This is a genomic window from Arthrobacter sp. TJ-265 (genome assembly GCF_058269135.1).
On the sequence record NZ_JBZCND010000001.1, the window covers coordinates 1396925 to 1410632 of the forward strand.

The following is a 13708-nucleotide window of genomic DNA, read 5'->3' on the forward strand; positions in this document are numbered from 1 at the left end:
CGTTGCCCTCTCAGGTGGGTAGCACTGACCTGCTCGGCACTTTGACGGGCACTGTGCTGAATGTCACACTAGCACTGGACATATGACATCTGACAAGTGTTCTGTGGCGGATACCCGGTGACGAAAGTGCGGATCAGTGATACTCGAAGAAGAGTTGCTCAGCGGCTACCCGACCGTCCGCGCCATCGAACCGGCGGTGATCGCCGCCGCCGTCAAGGCCTCCGGGCGGATCCTGGTAGTTCTCGACGACGACCCGACCGGCACGCAGTCCGTCGCCGACCTGCCGGTCCTCACCTCCTGGGAGCCGAGCGACTTCGCGTGGGCCTTCGACCAGCGCATCGACGGTGCACCGGCACCGGCGGTGTACGTCCTCACCAACACCCGCAGCCTCGACCCGGAAACCACGGCGTCGCGCAATCGGGAGATCGTCACGAACTCCCTCACCGCCGCCACGGCTGCGGGAGTCACCATCGGGTTCGTCAGCCGCAGCGACTCGACCCTCCGCGGCCACTTCCCGCTCGAGACCGACGTCATCGGCGCCACTCTACTGGCGCTCGCGGGCACCGGGACCGACGGCGTCGTGATGGTGCCGGCCTTTCCCGACGCCGGCCGCATCACCATCGGCGGGGTCCACTACCTGCGGGGCGACGACGGCGCCGTCGTTCCCGTCGCCGACACCGAATTCGCCCGGGATGCCACCTTCGGGTTCGTGTCGTCGGACCTGGGCGACTACGTGGCCGAGAAGACCGGCGGTTCGGCCCACGCCGTCATCCGGCTCGACCTGTCGATCATCCGCTCCGGTGCGGAGGGCATCGCCGACGCCCTGGCCCGGGCAGCCGATGCCGTCCCCATCGTGGTCGACGCCGTCACCGAGGACGACCTCCGGGCACTCGCCCTGGGCCTCGAGGAATCGGAACGTCGCGGTAAGAAGCTGCTCTATCGGGTGGGCCCGCCGTTCGTCCGTGCACGGATCGGCCAGCGCGAGCGCCCACCACTGACGGCCGCGGACGTCTTCGCCGGCCACGACGCCCCCGCTTCGGGTGGACTGGTCGTGGTGGGCTCGCACGTGGGACTGACCACCCGGCAGTTGGACGCACTGGTGGCGCGGCGGCCCGAGGCCCGACTCGTGGAGCTCGACGTCGAAGCCGTCCTCGATCCCGCAGAGCGGGACACAGCGGTGGTTGAGGCGGTGCGGGCCGTCGTCGAAGGCCTCTCCACCAGCGAGGTCGTCCTGCACACCAGCCGCCGTCTGGTCCGGTCCGACGATCCGGAGCAGAGCCTCGAGTTCGCCCGCACCATCTCGCGGGCAGTGGTCGACGTCGTCCGGTCCACCATCGCCACGGCTCCTGTGCGCTTCGTCATCGCCAAGGGCGGCATCACCTCCTCCGACGTCGCCGCGCACGGGCTGTCGATCCGCCGTGCGCTGGTGCGCGGGCCGATGCTGCCGGGCATCGTGTCCCTCTGGCAACCGGCCGACGGCCCGGCGCGCTCGATCCCGTTCGTCGTCTTCGCCGGCAACGTCGGCACCGATGATTCCCTTGCCGACGTGGTGGAGATCCTCCGCTCCCCCGCGACGAGTTCCGCCTCAACGACGGGTGCCTCCCATGATGTCTGATTCCGAACACACGAAGGTCGCCGTCCTGGGCCTCGGTGCGATGGGCCTGCCGATGGCGACCCGGCTGGCCGGCGCGTTCACCGTCACCGGGTACGACCCGATGCCGTCCTCGCGGGAGAGGGCCGAGAAGACCGGCCTGACCTGCGCCAGGACGGCCGCCGACGCAGTCATCGACGCCGGGATCGTCCTGCTTGCGGTCCGTGACGCAGCCCAGGTGGAGGGTGTCCTCTTCGGGGACGACGGGGTGGCCCCCGTCCTCGCACCGGGCGCCGTCGTCGTGATGACCAGCACCGTGGGGATGGACGCCGTCGCTTCCTGGACCGAGCGGCTCGGGGCCCTGGGTGTGGCGCTGGTCGACGCACCGCTGTCCGGCGGGCCGGTGCGGGCCGGCGAAGGCGATCTGCTCATCGTGGTGGGTGCCGATCCGTCGGCCCTGGACACCGCCCGTCCGGTGCTCGAGCGGCTCGCCTCGACATTGATGGTCGTGGGCGGCAAGGCCGGCGACGGCCAGGCCATGAAGACGGTGAACCAGTTGCTCTGCGGCGTACACATCGCCGCGGCCGCCGAAGCCCTGGCTCTTGCCGACGCGCTCGGGCTGGACCAGCTGCAGGCCCTGGCTGCACTGGAGACGGGAGCAGCGGCGTCGTTCATGCTCTCCAACCGCGGACCGCGCATGGTGCAGGGATACGACGGCGACGCCGACGTACTGAGCCGGCTGGACATCTTCGTCAAGGACCTCGGCATTGTCGGGAAGGCAGCCCGGACGGCAGGACTTGCCGCGCCGGTCGCTGCGGCGGCCGAGCAGCTGTTCCTGCTCGGGCAGACGCAGGGCCTGGGCAACGCCGACGATTCGTCGGTGATCAGGGTGGTCGCGCCACAGCGGCGTTCCGCCGCAGTGGACGCCATCGGAATGCACGCCACCGGAACGGGCGCCGATGGAGAGGACACCGATGGCACGGAAACCGCTCGCTGAATCGGTGTTCGATGACATCCTCGGACAGATCATCGACGGCACATACCCTCCCGGCGCGACACTCCCCCCGGAGAACGACCTCGCGGCTTTCCTCGATGTCAGCCGGCTGACGGTGCGCGAGGCGCTCAAGCAGCTCCAGGCGCAGCACGTGGTGCAGATCAAGCGGGGCCTCGGGACCTACGTGAATCCTGCTGCCCAGTGGACCGATGTGAAGGCCATCCTCAGGTACGCGTCGACCACCGCCGATTCCCCCGATGTCGCGCTGCGTCTGCTGGAGATCCGGCGGATGGTGGAGACCGGTGCCGCCGAGCTGGCCGCGATGCATGCTACCGACGAGGACCTGGCCGTGATGGAGGCAGCGAATGCCGGGCTGCAGGCGGCCCACGAGGCGAACGACCTCGACGCTGTCACCGCGACGGACATCGCGTTCCATGAGGCGATCTTCAGGGCCTCGGCAAACCCGTTCCTGCCGGTGATCCTCGGACCGCTCAGCCAGTTGCTGTACACGATGCGGCGGGAGACCTCGTCCTTCCGTGAGGTGCAGCAACACGCCATCGCCCATCACGCGCTGGTGCTGGAGGCGATCCGTACCCGGAACCCGGAGGTGGCGCGCAAGGCGATGCAGGACCACATCAACCAGACGTACGACGACTACGAACACTTCATCCACCAGAAGAACAACACCAGGAGCTCACGTGACTTTTCCGACTGAACGCACAGCAGTCCTCACCGGTGCGGCCTCGGCCCGCGGCATCGGCCGCGCGACGGCCGACCGGCTGGCCCGCGACGGCTGGTCCATCGCGATCCTCGACATCGACGGCACAGCGGCCGAAGAGGCCGCGTCGGAGATCGCACAGCGACACGGCGTGCAGACGGTCGGCGTTGCAGCCGATGTCTCCGACGAGGCGTCGGTCGATGCAGCACTGACCACCGTCGAAGCCTCGGTGCCGCCCATCGTCGCGCTGGTGAACCTTGCCGGGATCAGTTCTCCCACCGAGTTCATGCAGGAGACCAAGAAAGCCTGGGACCGCGTGTTCGCGGTCAACATGACCGGCACGTTCCTGGTCACGCAGCGTGTCCTGCACGGCATGATCGAACGCAAGCTCGGCCGCGTGGTCAGCATCTCCTCCATCTCGGCGCAGCGGGGCGGCGGCACCTACTCGAAGGTGGCCTACAGCGCCTCGAAGGCCGGCATCATCGGCTTCACCCGTGCGCTGGCGCGTGAGATGGGCGAACACGGCATCACCGTCAACGCCGTCGCTCCCGGACCGGTGGACACCGATATCATGGGCGGCACCCTCACCGAGGAACGCAAGCAGGACATGTCCAGGGACATCCTGATGGGCCGGGTGGGTACCGTCGACGACATCGCCGCTCTGATCTGCTTCCTGGTGGGACCCGACGCCGGATACATCACCGCCGCCACCTACGACATCAACGGTGGCCTGCAGATCTCCTGAGCCTCCGGCGAGGCGGCGCGGATGTGAGCAGTCGCCTCGTGGTGCTCCGGGCTACCCGACGATCGGTTCGGTTGCCGTGGTCATCCTGGCAGGCGTGGCGGTGTGCTTCTTTCGCCGCGTCGGTGCGAGGTTCGAGAACCTGTCAGGAAGTCGGCGAGGCACGCCAGAATTGGTGTGACTGGGTGTGTATGGCACGGAATCCCCTGGTGGAACGGCAAAAATCGGTTCTCTGCCAGGGTCCGGGGCGAGAACCGAACGCGTGCTGGTTCATCGGGGAGAAGTCGATAGCGACAGAACCCCTGAGGTGCCCCTGTAGCCGAAGCGAGGTGGAACGATTCCTCACGCCGACCGCGGCGTATCGTTCTATGTATTGCCCGATGCGCCCGGCCCTCCGCCGTCCTCATTCCCGTTCTCCCGGTCATCGAGGACATCCAGGGCGACCAGAGTATCCGGTTCGTCCGGGTCCTCGGAGTCGTTGCTGTAGGGGGCGGTCGGTGGGAGTCTTTCGGCGATGAGTTCGTTGACCGCAAGGGACACGAGGTCCCGATCCAGGGGTGTCAGGGTGATCAGCCCGTTGAGGTAGGCGTCGACCTCGAACTCGTCGACGTCCCCGGTGAACGAGAAGTAGCGGACCCATACGCTCTGCACCCCGAGTCCACTGCTGTGGATGGCGTGCAGTGTGCGCTGTCGTTGTTCTTCAGGGGTGTGCTTGGACATCACGGATCAGGGGTGGGCTCGGTGTCGTCCTGACGTTCACTGATGATGGCAGCCATGAAGCCGATGGTGGTGTTCGCGTCGGTGGCGAGGTCGATCAGGTGGTTCATGGCTGCCTGCCGGTCCACACCAAGGCGTTCCATCAGGATGCCGCGGGCGACTCCGATGGTGTCCCGTTCGGCCAGGGACGCTTTGACGTCGTTGCTGATCCGCTGGGGGGTGTCGCTGGCCTGGATATGGTCGAGGAGGGTCGCGGCGGAGCGGGCGAGGTTGATCAGCAGCCGCCGGTCCTTGCCCGAGAACGCGTCGACGGTGTTCGAGTAGACCTTCATCGCCCCGAGGCCTGTCGGTTTGTCCAGCAGGGGCACGCTGAGGCAGGAGCGGACACCGAGCGGTGCCACCGCAGTCGTCCACTCCTGCCACCGCTGATCGGTGTGGGTGTCGGCGATGTACACGGGCTCACCCGACACCCAGGCGCTCATGCAGGGTCCTTGGCCGAGCTCGTACTGCTGGTCATCGGCTTCGAGCACGCGCGGGTCGGTCGCGCCCACGCTCATACGGGTGCCGTCCGTGTTGATCAGGCTGACGCCGGCGCCCTCGGCGGCGCCGATGATGTCGCGGGCGATCTCGGCCAAGCCATCGACCGCGTTGTGGGCGGTCTGCTCTGTGAGGAGGTGACCGTTGGTTCGCCCGAAAATCGCCAACAACTCAGGCGGGAGCGGGGACGACGATGAGGAGGAGGGTGCGGAGGTATTCATGGAGGGCCTCAACTGTCCTGCACAGGGGTCGCACCCTGCCGGGAAGGGGCTGGCTGCTCAACCCGATAGTTCCGCTCACGGACAGATCCCCGCTCACGCAACATCTGCTACGAACTGTACAGCCGCACCCGCACCACTGGGAGAAGTTTCCCGCGGAGCCTGTTCCCCGCGCTGCCTACCAGGAGTGCGCTACCAGCAGGATAAGGTTCGAATATCGAAGTGTGGTGGGTAGTTCCTGTCCGATGAAGAGCAGGACTGCGGCGTCAACTCCAGTTCTGGATAGAGACTGTCGACTTCGAGTGGGAGGTCGTCGATCAGGACGGCTACGCCTACAGAACGATCGAGGCACGGGTTCCCTCGGCAGACTGAGAAACATCGCCTGGAGGTCGTCCCGGCGACGATCCACCCGCGGGAACCGCAGTGCTACTCGCTGAGCCAGGATCCAAGCAACCTACCCTGATCCTCGGTCAGCCAGAAGGTGACCTGCTGCTCACCCTCCGGTGTAACGATGACCAGGCTCACCGAGAAACCGATCTCGCTGCCGATGGTCGGACTCAGACCAAGGTCCTTCACCCGTGGCTCGTCCGGGAGGTCCTGGCCCATCAGAATCGTGACGTCAACGGAACCAGCCGCCTCCCTCAAAGCTCCCGTCGGCGTACCGGGATTGGCCATCCAGGGGGCGCCGTCGTCCAGCCTCGTCTTGTGCGCGGCGCAGACCGGCACTTCGCGGCCCGAGTAGGGCGCCAAAGTCACCGAGGTCGATCCCGACTCCAGACAACGCAATACGGAGCAAGCGGTCATACCCGAGAGGGTACTGACTCGCTTGGATATGGGCACCCCTCCCGTACTCGTATCGCTGGAATCGAGCAGTGAGCGATCCTTCAATTCAGCGCGCGGGCCATGGGTCGAAACGTTCTGAGTACCCGCCGGAGACCACCGTGCGTACGGTCCACTCCAGTTCTGTGGCAACCGCCTCCACGTCCTCATCGCAGGCATCCCATCCGCAGTCAGGAAAGTGGAAATCGTGGAGTGAACCGGCATGGAGGAACACGCCGGGGAACGGAGTGAGGACAAAAGTGAGAGGCGCTTCGTCCGAACCGTTCGGCACGATACGGGTTGCGTCGAGGATGTCCTCCTCCGCTCGCGAGTACGCCTCATCCGGAGGAAGGTCTTTCCACCGATTGCCGTAGTCGATCACGTCGCCCTGCTCGCCGAGGTAGGTTGCGACCGGGAACTGAGGGCGTCGATACTCACTCATCGCCATACGCTAACGTCGCTGAGACTCGATCGAAGCACTCCCTTCCAAGTCCGTAGTGATCCTGACTCGGACACGGCCGCTGAGACAGCGATCGGCCGCCCCCGATCACTACTTCCGCATGGTCGGCTCGTAGATCTCACCCTGTTCCTCGGCAGGTCGGTGCAACCGTGCGGGACGTGGACCCTGCGCTCCCCACACGACCCCTGGTAACTGGCTAGTGGAATACTGATGCCCACCATCAGTGGGGAAAGGACACCGAAGCCATGCCCGACCAGCGACCCGATCGCCCCGCTGATCACCTGTCTGATCCTTGGCCGGATCACTTTCGTGGGGTCGTGGTGGACCTGACAGCACGGGAGGTCGGGTGAGACTGGATGTGGTGACCCTCCAGGTCGCGTTCGGGCTGATCGCGTTGACCCTGCTGGTGCTGTTCTACGGAGTCAGTGTCCGCCAGCAACAATCGACCTACAGCAAGTGGTGGTGTGCGGCCATTGCCTGCTTCCTCACCGGGACGGCCCTCTACCTGCTCGACGGGACACACCATCAGGTGTGGGCCAATCCCACGGGCAACGCGCTCCTCGTCGCAGGAGCCGCCTGCGTGTGGGGCGGGGCGAGAGTGCTGCGGGCACTGCCTCCACGGCGCTGGCTGATCCTTGCACCGCCGATCATCACGATCCTCGCGTCCGCCCTCGACAGTCCCTCGACGAACACGTGGTCCGCAGGAGGGTTCCTGCTCGGCTTCATGACCTTCTACATCGCGCTGGCCTCCGTCGAGACCTGGCGGCTGAAGCCGGACATCACCACGACCCAACGCCCGCTGGGCGTAGCCTCTGGCCTTCTCGGCTTCTACTATTTCGGCCGGTGGATCACTTTCCTGGTGGCAGGGCCCGACTCCTACGCGTTCACCACCTACTTCGGCACGGTACCGACAACCATGTTCACCATCGTGCTGCTGCTCATCGTGTCCTTCACCATGGCCACGCTCAGCACCGAACAAGCCCTCCGTGACCTCAGAGCCCAGGCCAGCCACGACGACCTCACCCAGATTCTGAACCGGCGCGGGTTCCTCGACCTCGCCACCGCCGAGATCCGGCGGCCGCATTCCAGAGACACACCGTGCACCCTGATCCTGGCCGACATGGACCACTTCAAACAGATCAACGACACCTACGGACATCCTGCAGGAGATGCCGTCCTCCAGGCCGCAGCGGCAGCGTGCACCCGCGCCATCCGGTCAACAGATCTGGTCGGCCGCTACGGCGGAGAAGAATTCATCCTCCTGCTGCCCGGTGCAACCCCGGACACCGGAGAACTGGTCAGTGGCCAGATCAGCCGGACCCTGCGCTCCATGCAACCCGCCTTCGACTTCCCCCTGCCGACCATCAGCTACGGGATAGCAGCCCTCCCACCCGGACCCGACCGACTGCAGACCGCCATCGCTGCCGCTGATACTGCGCTCTACGAAGCGAAAACCGCCGGACGCGATCGTGCGCTCCAAGCCCATCCCGCCCACCACGAACGCGCCCGGTCACCCCAACGCCCCCAGTCCCTCGATGACAGGTCCACGACCGGCCCCCACACGAACACTCCATCGCCCGACCAGCCCTGAAAAGGGAAGAAACTCGCGGGCCTACATGAGCAACACGAAACAAGGTCGGCCGCTGCACCGCTCACCCAAGCACTCTGGGTCCGCACTGGTAGGGTTGCCGCACCCTGGCTAACTCAGTGTTCGTGGCGTCGAGATCTTCAGGCTGCACAAGAGCGTCATCGTAGCCGCAGTCCTCTCGCTGGCAGCGTGCACTGAGGGTGACAGCAGTCAACGGACTTCTTGCGGCGTCACTGATTCTCTCCACCGCCGAACCCGCGGACCCGGACATGACCGACCATGTTCTGCGCCTTGCTCAACAAGCCATCAGCTGACACCGACCGAGTGCCCATCGGCGGATCGCTTCAAGGGGCGCCGCTATGCATCAGTCACGGACGGCAGCTACGGCTTCAATTTCTACGAGCTGGTGCTCGTACCCAAGAACTGTCACGCCTAGTAGCGTGCTTGGCACGTCGTGTTCGTCGAACCTGTCGCGTACAACACCCCACGCGGTCATCAGGTCGGCGCGATCGGTGGTCGCCACGAGGACGCGTGTGCTGATCACATCCTCGAGAGTCGCGCCGGCCTCATCCAATGCCACCAGCAGGTTGTCGATGCACTTAGCCGCCTGCACCGCATAGTCACCCTCGCCTACCGTGACACCGGCTTCATCGAGAGGACACGATCCTGCGAGGAACACCAGCCGCACATCAGCTGGTGCAGTAGCCGCATAGGCGTACTGCACCCTGTCAGAAAGGGCGGTCGAGCGGATCAGGGTCACAGCGGAAGCCATCGAGCTTTACTTTTTGTCATGTGGATGACCCCTAGCCTCCCACTTCGTCGAGCTTGTTCTGAACCTGCAGCCAATATGGCCTCCGCTGACGGGGAGGAGCATCCCCATCGAACTCGCCGACATGTGCATTACCTTTCGCGCCAACGACTCTCCGGCCAGGCGGAAGCCGAAAAAAATCCACCGCGCCCGTCTGCACCCACCCCGATGTCGCCTAAGGTGCTGCCATCTCCCGCTCGACCGAGTGAGAAAGGTTTCCTATCCAGTGGTGAGAGACGAAGGGAAGCTGCAGGTGGCCCCCGATAGCGGTCGGATCAGCTTCTTCGACGCTCGTTAGCGGGATCTGTTCCAAGAAGCCACTACGAGGACGCCTGCGAGAGGATTCCTGAGGTCATCCTTGCGTCGGAGTGGCACGGGAAATCGACTGGATGAGCGGGTCACCTGCCGGTAGGCGGGTCTCCTGCTCGGACCAGTGCCCGTAGCGTCTCCGCGTTCCGCACCGCGTTGCCGCCGCCATCGTTATTGAAGTACACATACGCGTCCCGGCCGTCGCCGTGCCACTCCAGGATCCGGTCCGCCCACCAGCGCAGGTCCGCGTCCGAGTATGAACCCGCATAGAGATGCTCATGGTCCGGTCCGTGCAACCGTACGTACACGAAGGGCGCCGTCGCCTTCAGGATGCACGGCAGCCCGGCGCCGCTCATCACGCAGTAGGCGGCCTGGTGGCGCCCGAGCAGGCCGTAGACGGCGTCGTCGTCCCAGCTCGGATGGCGGAACTCCACCGCTACACGAATCCACCCCGGCACGCGGGACAGGAAGTAGTCGAGGCGGGCGTCATCGCGCTCCATCGCCGGCGGGAGTTGGACGAGCAGGACGGCCCGACGGTCGCCCAGCTCATGCCAACAGCGGGCGACCCGCTCGATCCAGACCTCCGGCGCGTACAATTTCTTCCCGTGCGTCAGCCCGCGGGGCGCCTTCACGGACAGCGCGAACCCGGGGGGAAGGCGACGCCGCCACCCGGCGAAGGTCGTATCGCGCGGCCAGCGATAGAAACTGGCGTTCAGCTCCACCGTGTCGAAGCGTGCCGCGTAATGGTCCAAGCGCTTCGCCGGCGGGGTTCCCTGCGGATAGCAGATGCCGTTCCAGTGGTCATAACTCCAGCCGGAGGTGCCAATGCGGATTTCGCTCACCTTCCCCACACTACTGATGCGCCCTTCGCTCCCACCATCGCGACGTAGCAGGTGCCGTCATCCACGCCCCGGACAACATCCCCAAAAGGAACGAGCCAGCGGCCCGACATTGCATCGTATGTAGACCCTCGAACGCTTCTGTTGCGAAAGCCGTAAGGGACCCTGGAGCAACATCGCCCGAGTCGATCTGCTCAGTTGCGTTCGGTGTACCCAGTGCAACTGATGCGTTGCCGTCCGCTGACAGTTTCGTCATGATTCTGCTCGAGGATGCGCGGGCGATGGCTGCCGGAAGCGTCCGTCATGGTCGTGCCTTTCGCGACTGACGGCCAAGAAGCACGACCTCGCGGAGCCCGAGGAAGCGGGGAAGGTGAAGGCGATCGCCACGGCGAACGAGAGCGGCATCAAAATGACAGCAGTAGGGATGCGAGACAATTCGACGGGACACCTGAGCGCTGTGGCACAGCACTCGTGGACCCTCAATGGGCTCATCGAACTGGTCTCCGAGGTACCCCTCGACGCAAAGGGGCAGGAGCGAACTGTCCCGTCGTGGGAACCACCGGTGCGGCGGAGACAGCCGAGAGCGAGGACCGGAATCCCTCACCGCACACACCGACACCCGGGGTGGGTCGTGGTTCCGCGAACGCCAGATTCTCGGTGACTCTGGCCCGAATACCCTCCCAGCCCCGGTCTCAAGTCAATGCGAGCCGCCTGTAAAACGGTCATCACCCGTCGGGCTGTCCGCCGAGCCCTCGAACCCGAGGTTCCCGGCCAGGGTCTCGGGCGACGGGTCGGCGTCGGCTGGTGGATCGTTCTGAACCTGGCCGGAATCGGCCGGGTCAGTCCTGTCGGTGCTGCCCAGGTCCTGCAGGTGATGATCTTTGGAGGGTGGTTCCATGTCCCGAGGGTAGGCCCTTCCGAACGCCGTCGGCAGTCTCGGCGGGCGCCGTCGTAAGGTCTTGCACCGGTCGTGACCGCGATGTAGCACGAATGGGCGCAGCACTCGCCGGTGGATGCCCTGTAAAAAGTCTTCTTCCGGTTGTTTGTGGTGATGACCGGTGTCTGTGACAGGTCTGAGTGGCACCGGCAGCACCCGTCGTGCCGGTCATCCATCTGAGGGCCGGTGGAGCCCGAAGGGTGGAGCTCGAAGCCGGTCACCTGTGGGTGAGCTGCCGCTTCCTTCCGGCATGCGAGAGGCGCCCCACCTGGGGATCGGTGTACCGAACATCTGCCGTAGGCCGCACGAACCGTGACCCTTCCGGGACGTGTCCGTCGGTCTCCTGGTGATCGTGTCACCGGAGACTTGGACCATGGCACTCATGGGGATTGAAAAGGCGCGGCCAACATACTGGCTCAGGGACAACCGGGGCGCTCTGCCGTCCATCATCGCGGTCGTCGCAGGCGCCATGTTCTGGGTGGCCGGAGCGATCGGCGGGATCGGATTCCTGGCCGACGCGCGTTCACCGATGGCGATGCTCACCGGGCTCTACATCGGCCTGGCCGCCGTCGCGGTATCGATCATCATCGCCACACTCGCCCTGAACGACATCGCCCGCCGGTACGCCCGGACACGGAACCGCCGCTAACGCTAAACCGGGCAACAGGGCATAGCGAGCAACAGAGACGGGCGCTTCGAGGACCGCAGCCGAACCGCCCCGTGAACGGTCCGCACCGCACTCATGATTGCCCAGGATCGCAACCTGCGTTGACAACGCTCGTTGAAGCAACTTAGGTTGACATCATGGAGTCATCACACGTTGCGGTCACCGCGGCGGATACTTCTGATCCTCGTGCTGGTCTGCGGGCGGTGGCGTCCCTGCGTGTTCTGGCGGACTCCCTGGAGCTTCGCCAGGTAGAGGCCGCACTGCGCGCCGGGATGAGTTGGCAGGTGATTGCGGATGCCCTCGGGGTTACCCGCCAGGCGGTCCATAAAAAGTACGCCAGGCGCGTTGATCCTTCGATCCTCGGCCCCAGGAGGCGAGCATGAGTAGATTCACCCGGTATGCGACGACCAGCCAGAGCCTCTCGTTGATCGCGATGGAGGAAGCCTCCCGGAGGGGCTTGCGTGAAGCGGACCTCGAGGACCTGTTCCTGGCCCTGGTACTCAACGACCAGCCCGCCGGCCAGCTCCTTCGCGAACTGGGCATCACCGTGCATACTGCTCGCGCCGCCGTGGAGGAACATCAGAAGGACCAGATCGCGTCCCTCGGAATCACCGCCGACCTGCCACCCTCGGGGGACATCGTCTTCCACGAGACGGGTGGGTATGCGTGGTCCAAACGCGCCTCGGACCTCATTGGTCGGGCCGGCAGGAAGGGCCGGACCGCGGATGCTTCCGCAGTTCTGCGCGAACTGATGAATGAACCCAGCGGGCTGATCGCGGACCTGCTGCGGCGGCTCAACACGACACCGGCCGCGGTCCTTACTGAACTCGCCCGCAACCCGGCGATGGTGACGACAGGTGAAGAGGACCGTGCACCTCACCGAGGCAAGCTCAGCGGAGTCAGCGAGTCCTTCATACCAGCACCAGTCGAGGACGTCTGGGCTCTCCTGTCCGACCCGGCTCGGATACCCGAATGGGAACCAGCCATCGATACCGTCGAAAGTCCCACCAACACCACCGACTCTGCTGCCGAACCGACCACCACCGCCGAACCAGGCGACCAGAGGGCGCAGGTAGGCGGGGTGTGGACGGCATACGCGCAGACAACCCACCCAAACGGCAAACCACTCAAGGTCAGCGACAAGTTCCGCCGTAGGACACTCGAGCTCATCCGAGCGGACCAGCACACACACATCAGCTGGCGCTTCACACACCCGGACTCCACGACGAGCCTGCCGATCATCACGTCCTTCGACCTCACGCCCACCACGGGCGGAACGCAACTGAGCACCGCAATGACCTGGGCCCGACGCCGGGGCTGGCGATCCCTCCTCAGCCCAGGGCTGCGACCCCTCCAACGCTTCCTGATCTGGGTCAGACTCTCCCAGATCAGCGGCTCCATCAGCCGCACCTTCCGCCGAACCTGATCACCCCGGCACGATCCCGACCCGAAACAATATTCAAGGTCCAACCACTCGATCAGGAATACCCGGGTAGCAGTGGCACCACAGCGCCGAGCAGATCACCCTCACCGGAGCCGAGAGGAGCGTCCGGAAGGCTGAGGCCATAGGATCTACCAGATCCATGTCCAGATCCCAGCTCGGATCCACCAGAAGTGCATCACCAGTCGGATGATCCGCGTGAGTCGCTGGGGCCAACGCCGCCAGCAACCGGACCACGCGCTAGTGGTCCACCGATAGTCCTTCAGCACCCAGCACCCAGCGCCACCTCGGCGTGAACCTCCTGCGCCGTTGTGGCGTGAACC

The 13708-nt window shown here is 65.3% G+C and carries 16 protein-coding genes; 8 read left to right on the plus strand and 8 right to left on the minus strand.

Annotated elements, in window-relative coordinates; all coding sequences use genetic code 11:
* Nucleotides 1–136 precede the first annotated feature (136 nt).
* Genes AC4D2E_RS06715 through AC4D2E_RS06730 form a run of 4 tightly spaced genes read left to right on the plus strand, consistent with a single transcriptional unit; the run spans nucleotide 137 to nucleotide 4048 of the window.
* Nucleotides 137–1615, plus strand: coding sequence for a four-carbon acid sugar kinase family protein (locus tag AC4D2E_RS06715; protein WP_490952043.1), 1479 nt, complete (start codon nucleotides 137–139; stop codon nucleotides 1613–1615).
* Nucleotides 1608–2588 (plus strand): NAD(P)-dependent oxidoreductase, encoded by a 981-nt coding sequence (locus AC4D2E_RS06720; protein ID WP_490952334.1) that lies wholly within the window; start codon nucleotides 1608–1610, stop codon nucleotides 2586–2588. Before AC4D2E_RS06715 ends, AC4D2E_RS06720 begins: the two co-directional genes overlap by 8 nt.
* Complete coding sequence (locus AC4D2E_RS06725; RefSeq protein WP_490952044.1) at nucleotides 2566–3300, plus strand: FadR/GntR family transcriptional regulator; 735 nt, start codon at nucleotides 2566–2568, stop codon at nucleotides 3298–3300. Before AC4D2E_RS06720 ends, AC4D2E_RS06725 begins: the two co-directional genes overlap by 23 nt.
* On the plus strand, nucleotides 3284–4048 hold the full coding sequence (locus AC4D2E_RS06730; RefSeq protein ID WP_104164926.1) for an SDR family NAD(P)-dependent oxidoreductase: 765 nt from the start codon (nucleotides 3284–3286) through the stop codon (nucleotides 4046–4048). Before AC4D2E_RS06725 ends, AC4D2E_RS06730 begins: the two co-directional genes overlap by 17 nt.
* 363 nt (nucleotides 4049–4411) lie before the next feature.
* Here the strand turns inward: AC4D2E_RS06730 and AC4D2E_RS06735 are convergent, their stop codons facing one another.
* The 5 genes from AC4D2E_RS06735 to AC4D2E_RS06755 form a co-directional block, all read right to left on the minus strand.
* Nucleotides 4412–4696, minus strand: coding sequence for a hypothetical protein (locus AC4D2E_RS06735; protein WP_490952045.1), 285 nt, complete (start codon nucleotides 4694–4696; stop codon nucleotides 4412–4414).
* A 68-nt stretch (nucleotides 4697–4764) separates the two neighbouring features.
* Nucleotides 4765–5520 (minus strand): GAF and ANTAR domain-containing protein, encoded by a 756-nt coding sequence (locus AC4D2E_RS06740; protein ID WP_490909313.1) that lies wholly within the window; start codon nucleotides 5518–5520, stop codon nucleotides 4765–4767.
* Nucleotides 5471–5599 carry a hypothetical protein gene (locus AC4D2E_RS06745; RefSeq protein ID WP_258069807.1) on the minus strand — a complete coding sequence of 43 codons (129 nt, stop codon included), beginning with the start codon at nucleotides 5597–5599 and terminating at the stop codon, nucleotides 5471–5473. The genes AC4D2E_RS06740 and AC4D2E_RS06745 overlap by 50 nt, the downstream gene beginning before the upstream one ends.
* A 344-nt stretch (nucleotides 5600–5943) precedes the next feature.
* Nucleotides 5944–6321, minus strand: coding sequence for a hypothetical protein (locus tag AC4D2E_RS06750; RefSeq protein WP_490952046.1), 378 nt, complete (start codon nucleotides 6319–6321; stop codon nucleotides 5944–5946).
* An 85-nt stretch (nucleotides 6322–6406) separates the two neighbouring features.
* Complete coding sequence (locus tag AC4D2E_RS06755) at nucleotides 6407–6778, minus strand: DUF6226 family protein (RefSeq protein WP_490952047.1); 372 nt, start codon at nucleotides 6776–6778, stop codon at nucleotides 6407–6409.
* A 379-nt stretch (nucleotides 6779–7157) separates the two neighbouring features.
* Here AC4D2E_RS06755 and AC4D2E_RS06760 point away from each other — a divergent pair, with 379 nt between their 5' ends.
* Entirely contained in the window at nucleotides 7158–8387 is a 1230-nt protein-coding gene (locus tag AC4D2E_RS06760) for a GGDEF domain-containing protein (RefSeq protein WP_490909310.1), read from the plus strand.
* A 361-nt stretch (nucleotides 8388–8748) separates the two neighbouring features.
* On the opposite strand, the gene AC4D2E_RS06765 is transcribed toward AC4D2E_RS06760, so the two are convergent.
* The 3 genes from AC4D2E_RS06765 to AC4D2E_RS06775 all read right to left on the minus strand — a co-directional run bounded on the left by AC4D2E_RS06765 (nucleotide 8749) and on the right by AC4D2E_RS06775 (nucleotide 11238).
* Nucleotides 8749–9156 carry a RidA family protein gene (locus AC4D2E_RS06765; RefSeq protein ID WP_104164914.1) on the minus strand — a complete coding sequence of 136 codons (408 nt, stop codon included), beginning with the start codon at nucleotides 9154–9156 and terminating at the stop codon, nucleotides 8749–8751.
* A gap of 434 nt (nucleotides 9157–9590) precedes the next feature.
* A complete protein-coding gene (locus tag AC4D2E_RS06770; protein ID WP_490952048.1) occupies nucleotides 9591–10343 on the minus strand; it encodes a DUF72 domain-containing protein in 753 nt (250 codons plus the stop codon).
* Nucleotides 10344–11037: 694 nt separating this feature from the next.
* Nucleotides 11038–11238, minus strand: a complete 201-nt coding sequence (locus AC4D2E_RS06775; RefSeq protein WP_490952049.1) for a hypothetical protein — start codon at nucleotides 11236–11238, stop codon at nucleotides 11038–11040.
* A gap of 412 nt (nucleotides 11239–11650) precedes the next feature.
* Here AC4D2E_RS06775 and AC4D2E_RS06780 point away from each other — a divergent pair, with 412 nt between their 5' ends.
* From AC4D2E_RS06780 to AC4D2E_RS06790, 3 genes are all read left to right on the plus strand, one after another.
* Nucleotides 11651–11926, plus strand: coding sequence for a hypothetical protein (locus tag AC4D2E_RS06780; RefSeq protein ID WP_490952050.1), 276 nt, complete (start codon nucleotides 11651–11653; stop codon nucleotides 11924–11926).
* Nucleotides 11927–12081: 155 nt separating this feature from the next.
* Nucleotides 12082–12327, plus strand: coding sequence for a hypothetical protein (locus AC4D2E_RS06785; RefSeq protein WP_104164910.1), 246 nt, complete (start codon nucleotides 12082–12084; stop codon nucleotides 12325–12327).
* Nucleotides 12324–13370, plus strand: coding sequence for an SRPBCC family protein (locus AC4D2E_RS06790; RefSeq protein WP_490952051.1), 1047 nt, complete (start codon nucleotides 12324–12326; stop codon nucleotides 13368–13370). Before AC4D2E_RS06785 ends, AC4D2E_RS06790 begins: the two co-directional genes overlap by 4 nt.
* The last annotated feature ends 338 nt before the right edge of the window (nucleotides 13371–13708 follow it).